Source organism: Neobacillus kokaensis, from assembly GCF_014656545.1.
Taxonomy (GTDB): Bacteria; Bacillota; Bacilli; order Bacillales; family Cytobacillaceae; genus Neobacillus; species Neobacillus kokaensis.
The window spans coordinates 263,976-271,807 of sequence record NZ_BNDS01000003.1 but is presented as its reverse complement, the minus strand read 5'-3'; the positions used below and the strand labels follow the sequence as shown (position 1 = coordinate 271,807).

8 protein-coding genes are annotated in these 7,832 nt (G+C 42.6%); 1 reads left to right on the top strand and 7 read right to left on the bottom strand.

The features are described from left to right. Nucleotides 1-68 precede the first annotated feature (68 nt). The 7 genes from IE222_RS05805 to IE222_RS05775 all read right to left on the bottom strand — a co-directional run bounded on the left by IE222_RS05805 (nucleotide 69) and on the right by IE222_RS05775 (nucleotide 7,434). The gene (locus tag IE222_RS05805; protein WP_191270639.1) at nucleotides 69-389 is read right to left on the bottom strand and encodes a thioredoxin family protein; all 321 of its coding nucleotides are present in this window, start codon (nucleotides 387-389) and stop codon (nucleotides 69-71) included. A gap of 6 nt (nucleotides 390-395) precedes the next feature. After that, nucleotides 396-752 (bottom strand): toprim domain-containing protein, encoded by a 357-nt coding sequence (locus IE222_RS05800; RefSeq protein WP_191270637.1) that lies wholly within the window; start codon nucleotides 750-752, stop codon nucleotides 396-398. 209 nt (nucleotides 753-961) lie between these two features. Beyond that, nucleotides 962-1,345 carry a glycine cleavage system protein GcvH gene (gcvH, locus tag IE222_RS05795; RefSeq protein WP_191270635.1) on the bottom strand — a complete coding sequence of 128 codons (384 nt, stop codon included), beginning with the start codon at nucleotides 1,343-1,345 and terminating at the stop codon, nucleotides 962-964. Between the two features lie 74 nt (nucleotides 1,346-1,419). Continuing rightward, on the bottom strand, nucleotides 1,420-1,779 hold the full coding sequence (locus IE222_RS05790) for an arsenate reductase family protein (protein WP_191270634.1): 360 nt from the start codon (nucleotides 1,777-1,779) through the stop codon (nucleotides 1,420-1,422). 202 nt (nucleotides 1,780-1,981) lie between these two features. Next, complete coding sequence (locus IE222_RS05785; protein WP_191270632.1) at nucleotides 1,982-3,763, bottom strand: acyl-CoA dehydrogenase FadE; 1,782 nt, start codon at nucleotides 3,761-3,763, stop codon at nucleotides 1,982-1,984. Between the two features lie 57 nt (nucleotides 3,764-3,820). Beyond that, nucleotides 3,821-4,996: an acetyl-CoA C-acetyltransferase gene (locus IE222_RS05780; RefSeq protein ID WP_191270630.1), complete on the bottom strand. Its 1,176-nt coding sequence runs from the start codon at nucleotides 4,994-4,996 to the stop codon at nucleotides 3,821-3,823. 50 nt (nucleotides 4,997-5,046) lie between these two features. Further along, a complete protein-coding gene (locus IE222_RS05775; protein ID WP_191270628.1) occupies nucleotides 5,047-7,434 on the bottom strand; it encodes a 3-hydroxyacyl-CoA dehydrogenase/enoyl-CoA hydratase family protein in 2,388 nt (795 codons plus the stop codon). Between the two features lie 214 nt (nucleotides 7,435-7,648). On the opposite strand from IE222_RS05775, the gene IE222_RS05770 reads away from it, so the two are divergent. Continuing rightward, nucleotides 7,649-7,783 carry a YuzL family protein gene (locus IE222_RS05770; protein WP_084797676.1) on the top strand — a complete coding sequence of 45 codons (135 nt, stop codon included), beginning with the start codon at nucleotides 7,649-7,651 and terminating at the stop codon, nucleotides 7,781-7,783. The last annotated feature ends 49 nt before the right edge of the window (nucleotides 7,784-7,832 follow it).

Below are 7,832 nucleotides of genomic sequence, written 5' to 3'. Positions count from 1 at the left end.
CTTCGGGCAATATCAAGACTTATTCCAATAAAACCCTCCCAGGAAAAACAAAAAAACAGACACCCCTCTCAGGCATCTGTTCCCATCAAATCTATCCTAATCTTATCTAAAAGATACGGCACGGAATGGAATGCATATATTGTTTCAACCACTTGCCCCTCCCGAACAAGGAGTAAACAAGGCACACTCTCAATCGCAAACCTCTCGGCAAAATCCGGGTAGTAGTTCAAATCCAGCTTCCCCATTTCAAGCTCAACCAAATTTTCTACCACCTGCAGCATTTTCCCTGCAACCTGGCAGGTGCCGCATAGGGGGGTAAAAAAATACACTAAGCCCGTTCCGCCCTTTTGTAAAAATAAAGTTAAATCACTTCGATTCCATTCGTTCATAAAACATTATCCCATTTCTAAAAACTCTGTATGGACATCAATATTCGCACCAAGTAAAACGGTCGCTAAATGGTGCACGGGTGCTGTCGCGACTTCGCGATACATCCGGTCTATATATAAATGCTCTGCATTTGGAAATTCTCGTTTAAACAGCTTACGCAGCCTTTCACCGGCTTCGTCAGCATCGACGAGGATATAGACATCCTTGTCATCCAAAAAGTCAATCCATTCATCCAATTTGGTATGGCTGATCGTCCCGTTTGTACAAATAATTTCTACGGGTTCCTTAACTATCTTTCTTACCTTATTTTTATCCGATTTTCCTTCGACAATAAGAACTTTGTCAACATACGATTCATTCATCCTCGATCACCTAAAAGTAGTGGTTTACTGTTAACATATTCTAATTACATCAAGAGTGCTTATGCTATGTATGTTAACAATATCATTATTGTCATTTTTAAAGTAGTTTTTTGCTTACAAGCTAGTTTTCCCATTAAAGATTGATATATAGTGGAAATTTATCCCACATAAAAAGCACCCCTGTGAAATAGGGTGCTTCTAGACTAATATTAGTCTTCTTGAGTCATTTGCTCATATTGTTCAGCAGTCATTAACTCATCAAGCTCGTTGCTGTTTGATAATTCAACTACAATCATCCATGCTTTTTCGTATGGAGATTCGTTTACGAATTCAGGGCTGTCATTTAAGTCTTCGTTTACTTCCACAACTTTACCGCTGACAGGAGCATAAAGTTCGGAAACAGTTTTTACAGATTCAACGCTGCCGAATGGCTCGTTAACTGTTACTTCATCGCCTACTTCTGGAAGCTCAACGAAAACAATGTCTCCAAGCTCAGATTGTGCGAAGTGAGTGATCCCAACGCGCACTTTTTCTCCTTCTACTTTTACCCATTCATGTTCTTCAGAATAACGCAATTCCTTTGGTGTAGTCATAGCTAACAATCCCTCCATGTTTTTTTCTAAAATCTATCATCGATTATGATCGATTTCCCTAGGTCGATGGCGGCTTATTTCAGCCACATTTTCTCATACTCTTCTTCCTTAAAGCCCACTGTAACATGCTGACCATCGGTTAAAAGCGGCCGTTTTATGAGCATGCCGTCAGATGCAAGCAGGTCTAAAAGTTCGGCTTCACTGAAAGTCTTGATTTTATCCTTGATGCCTAATTCCCGATATTTTTGCCCGCTTGTATTAAAAAATTTTTTTAATTCTAAACCACTGTTCTGGTAAAGCTTCTCCAATTCCTCGCGGGTTGGAGGATTGTCGACAATATGTATGGCTTCATAAGAAAGTTCATGGGCATCCAGCCATTTCTTCGCGTTTCGACATGTGCCGCATTTGGGATACCAGTAAAACGTCAGAGACATCCATTACACGCCCCTTTATTAAAGATAGTTCCATTGGACCTTCAATTGAATATTACCATATTCTATTTCAAAATCCTAACGGTCAATTTATTATTTCTTCAAAACAAATTCGACATATTTCGTAAAAATCCTGCTTATTCAAAAAGATTTTTAAAATAAATAAGGCCTCCTCATTGACCAGAGGAAGCCCAATTAATTCCCATTAGACCACAAAGCGTTCAGCGGCAATTAGAACATCAGCTGCTTCGCGTTTTTTCGCGATTACATTAGTTGGTGTATGGCGGGTGTATTTGCGAAGCGATGACAGCATCATCCGGAGGGTATCACCTTGTTCAACTGCAACAAGTGTTTCTTTAGCAATCGCTTCAATATGATTAAAGGCTTCTTGACAGAAGATTTGTGTATAAAGAAGCTTCTGATTATTCTTTGCCGCACCATCCTTGGCTATTGCTTTTTCCGTCCGTAAAACAGCAGATTCCATTGCATAGACATCTGAGATAAGATCAGCAATATTGGCTAATACCTCCTGCTCTCTTTCAAGAGCTTTACCATATTTTTGTGCGGCCAATCCGGCTGCTAACAATGCAATCTTCTTCGCGTTTCTGACAAGATATTTTTCTTGTTCCAGCGGCTGGTCGCCCGGTTCTTCCGGCATTAGCATCATTAATTCTTCTTGAAGCTGAAGTGCTTTTTGGAATAATGGCAGCTCGCCTTTCATTGCTTTTTTAACCAGCGTACCTGGAACCAGTAAACGGTTGATTTCGTTTGTACCTTCAAAAATCCGGTTAATACGGGAATCGCGGTACGCTCTTTCAATTGGATATTCCTGCATAAAGCCGTAGCCGCCGTGTATTTGAACGCCCTCATCAACGACATAATCGAGCACTTCACTTGCAAAGAATTTATTTAACGAACATTCAATGGCATATTCCGCAACAGAATTTGCCACCTTCTTAATATCTTTCGCATCTTCAGTGGAAAGCTGGCCCTGGTTGTCTTCATACAAACCAACTGTACGGTAAACAGAGCTTTCTGCCGCATAAATTTTTGACGCCATCGTTCCAAATTTTTCTTTTGTTAAATTAAATTGAGAAATAGGTGTTTTAAATTGCTGGCGGCCGTTTGCATATTTTACGGTCATTTCCAATGCGTTTTTGGAACCGCCCACAGCCCCTACCGCAAGCTTATAACGACCGATATTTAAAATATTAAAGGCAATAACATGGCCTCTGCCAAATTCACCAAGCAGGTTTTCAACTGGAACTGGAACGTCTTCTAAAATTAACGTACGAGTAGATGAGCTCTTGATCCCCATTTTCTTCTCTTCGGCACCGGTGGATACGCCCGGGAAGTCCCTTTCCACGATAAATGCAGTGAAATGCTCGCCGTCAATCTTTGCATAAACCACAAACACATCGGCAAAACCGGCATTAGTGATCCACTGTTTTTCACCATTAAGGATATAATGCGTGCCTTCTGCATTTAATTTAGCAGTCGTTCTTGCACCAAGGGCATCCGAACCTGAACCTGGCTCGGTTAAGGCGTAAGCGGCAATTTTTTCACCTGATGCAAGGGCAGGTAAATACTTCTTCTTTTGGCCGTCATTACCAAATAAAACGATTGGCAGGGAGCCGATCCCAACGTGAGCACCGTGTGAAAGTGAGAAACCACCAGCTTTCGCCATTTTTTCTGTTAAAAGCGATGAGGTGATTTTATCTAAGCCTAAGCCATCATATTCCTCAGGAACGTCAGCCGCCAGCAGCCCTAGCCCGCCAGCTTGCTTTAAAAGTTTTACAGTTCGGTCAAAATCATGTTTTTCTAAGTATTCCAGCTGCGGTAGCACTTCTTTTTCAATAAAATCATCTGCCGTTTTGGCAATCATTAAATGTTCTTCATTAAAATCCTCCGGTGTCAGCACTTGATTAAATGAAATATCTTCAATTAAAAAGCTTCCGCCTTTTACGATTTTTTTAGTTTCTGTCATAAAAAATTCCTCCTAAACTTTTTCTAAAAAGGGCCCTAAACCATGGCCCGCATTCTATTAAAGCAATTCAAACACGCCGGCAGCACCCATTCCTCCGCCAATACACATCGTAACAACGCCAAATTGTTCGTTTCTGCGCTTTAATTCATGAATCAGTGTTAAAGTCAGCTTTGCGCCGGAACAGCCAAGCGGGTGGCCAAGAGCAATGGCCCCGCCGTTTACGTTCACCTTTTCCTCATCAAGCCCAAGCTCGCGAATAACCTGAATTGATTGTGATGCGAATGCTTCGTTTAATTCAAATAAATTGATATCAGATAGCTCAAGACCGGCAAGCGTTAATGCCTTTGGTACGGCAACAACGGGACCAACCCCCATAATTTCAGGCGGGACACCGCCAACAGCAAACGATCTGAATTTCGCTAACGGCTTAAGCCCAAGTGCTTCCGCTTTTTCACGATCCATCACCATTACGGCAGCCGCACCGTCACTTGTTTGCGATGAGTTGCCTGCCGTTACGGTGCCCGATACCGAGAAGGCCGGTCGAAGCTTTGCTAAAGTTTCTAGGTTTGTATCTGGACGAACACCTTCGTCTTGAGTGAATGGGATCGTTTTTTCGACCAATTTATGATCCGGGCCAACAGTACGGAACGCCACATCCACTGGGACAAGTTCATCGGCAAATTTTCCTTCCTGGATTGCTTTGTACGCGCGTTGATGGCTTCTTACAGCAAAGGCATCCTGCTCTTCGCGGCTAATTCCATAATTCTTTGCAACCTCTTCAGCTGTATGACCCATGCCCATATAATATTGTGGCGCTGACTCCACCAGCTTTACATTAGGACGAAGGACATGACCAGTCATTGGCAGCATACTCATTGACTCTACTCCACCTGCGATCGCTGTATCGGTATGACCGAGCATGATAGCCTGCGCTGCATAAGCAATGGTCTGCAGGCCAGATGAGCAGTAACGATTGATTGTTAGGGCCGGAACGGTATGCGGAAGCCCCGCCAATGCGCCGATATTTCGGGCAACGTTCAGTCCCTGCTCTGCTTCCGGGATGGCACAGCCAATAATTAGATCATCGATATTTCCTTCATAGTCTCCAGCTCGTTTTATCGTTTCCTTTACCACCAATGCTCCTAAGTCATCCGGACGCACATGGGCAAGCGTTCCTTTCTTTGCCTTACCTACCGGGGTCCGCGCTCCGGCAACAATTACCGCTTCTCTCATGCAAGTTCCCTCGCTTTCTATCAATTTATTGATAAGGGTTTTGACCCTAATTAATTTCTTAACGGTTTGCCTTTTAAAAGCATATGCTGCATGCGCTGCTGTGTTTTTGGTTCTTGAATCAGGCTTAAAAATGCCTCTCTTTCCAAATCCAATAAGTATTGCTCATCAACTTCGGTTCCGAATGGCACTTTGCCCCCAGAAATGACGTATGCAATTTTCTTAGCAATTTTCAAATCATGCTCGGAGATATAACCTGATAGTTTCATTGCTTCAGCCCCGAGCAATAATGTCGCATATCCTGATTCACCTGTAACTGGAACCTTTCGGCGAACTTTTGGCTTGTAGCCTTGTTCATGTAAAGCAAGCACAGCCTGTTTTGCATCATATAGCTGATGATCGCTGTTTACACTGATTCCATCCGAATTGCTTAAGAAGCCATTTTTACGCGCTTCATCTGCAGATGTAGAAACCTTCGCCATGGCAATTGTTTCAAAAACTTTATTAGCGACCTGCTGCAAATCAAACTGGACACCGCTTGGCAGGTTTTCTAAGTGTTTCATATACAGTTCCTTGTTTCCGCCGCCTCCCGGAAGCAGGCCGACACCAGTTTCAACTAGACCCATATACGTTTCAGAAGCGGCCTGAATATGTGCAGCAGGGAGGCAAACCTCTGCACCACCGCCAAGTGTCATCGCAAATGGCGCAGCAACCACCGGTTTCGAGCTGTATTTCACTTTTAATAACGCTTTATGGAGCTGCCGGACAATCAGGTCGAGCTCATAAATATTGTCATCCTGAACCTCCATCAGCATCATCGCTAGGTTCGCGCCGACACAGAAATTCTTGCCTTGGTTGCCAATCACAAGCCCTTTGTAATTTTTCTCGACTTCATCAATCGCAAAGTTCATCATTTGAACAATATCCATCCCAATCGCATTGTTTGGCGAGTGGAACTCAAGCAGGGCAACACCATCGCCGATATCAATCAAGCTCGCACCGCTGTTCTTTTTAATAACGCCTTTTTGCTTTTTTATCTTTTTCAGTTCAATGATTTTTGGATTGTACTCTACCAGTTTGTATTCGCCGTTATGATAGAAATAGAGTTCTCCGTTTTCTTCCTTATAAAACGTCGTAAAACCTTTATCGAGCATTTCCGTTACCCATGCAGGAATTGCTGTGCCAGTCTCTTTTAATTTTCGGACAGAATTTTCAAGGCCAATGGCATCCCATGTTTCAAATGGACCCATCTCCCAGCCAAAGCCCCATTTCATCGCCCGGTCAATCGCCACGATATCATCAGCGATTTTACCTAAAAGCTGTGCAGAGTAAACGAAAGACTTTGTAAAAGTGTTCCATAGGAATTGTCCGGCACGATCATTGGCGTAAACAAGCGCTTTCAATTTATTCGCCGTTCCTTTTTCTTGTTTTGCAAGCTCGATTGCTGGAGTTGAAAGCTTCTTACGTGGACCATATTCCAGTGTATTAGGATCAAGTTCGAGGATCTCTTTACCTTTTTTCAAGAAAAAGCCCTGCCCAGATTTACTGCCTAACCAGCCGTTCTCAATCATTTTTTTCATAAATGCCGGAACTTCGAAGACTTCTTTCTCTTCTCCCTCTACTTGTTCATATACGTTCCCGGCGACATGGACGAATGTGTCCAGTCCAACCACATCCAATGTTCGGAAAGTGGCACTTTTTGCTCTCCCTATTAAAGGACCAGTAATCGAGTCAATTTCGCCGACGCTTAAACCAGACTTAAGCATTTCTTGAAGTGTTACCAGCAGGCCATAAGTACCAATGCGGTTGGCAATAAAATTTGGTGTGTCTTTTGCAACAACGACACCTTTACCGAGAACATCCTCACCAAAGGTTTTCATGAAGGAGAGAACTTCCAGATCCGTGTATTGTGTCGGGATTACCTCTAATAATTTTAGGTAGCGCGGCGGGTTAAAGAAGTGCGTGCCAAGGAAATTCTTTTTAAAATCATCTGAACGGCCTTCTACCATTGCCTCGACAGAAATTCCAGATGTATTGGAGCTGATTATGCTTCCAGGTTTACGGAATTGGTCTACTTTCTCAAACACCTGCTTTTTGATATTCAGGTTTTCCACAACAACTTCAATTACCCAGTCTACATCTTTCAATTTAACTAAATCATCTTCTAAATTTCCCGCTTCAATCAAGTCAAGATTCTCTTTCAGCGTTAATGGCGCCGGTTTTTGTTTTAACAGCTTTTGTATAGCTGCAGTACTAATTCGATTACGCACCTGCATATCTTTTAACGTAAGGCCTTTTGCCTCTTCTTGCTTCGTTAGTTCACACGGGACGATATCCAAAAGAATTGTTGGAATTCCGATGTTCGCAAGATGTGCTGCAATCCCCGAACCCATTACTCCAGATCCTATAACAGCCGCTTTTTTAATTAATTGGTTCAACATTGTCTCCCCCTTTGATACTTTGAATGAATACTCATTCATTTTTTGATTAAAAAAAATTACCTTTGAATGAGTTTCGTTACTATTAACTATAAAAGATTTCAAAAAATTGTGCAATTGGTAAACGTGTAAAATTTAAATTTTTTTGAAAAGTAAGTTTCCTATTGGCGCGATAAATTTATCAATCGAAGGGCAATCTATGAATGAGGTGATGATGATGGCAAGAATGAAGAAAAACCCCTCTAAAGCCGGCGTAAGCGCCGCCAGTGTCAAGGGTAATGCCGGACCGGGCCGCGAAGCAAGCGGCATCGACAAACAAAACAGCCAAAACAGCCAATATAAAAAAGACTAACTGGTGTCAGGCACCAAGAAAAGCGGAAACGCCTCGGTCAGGGGCGACA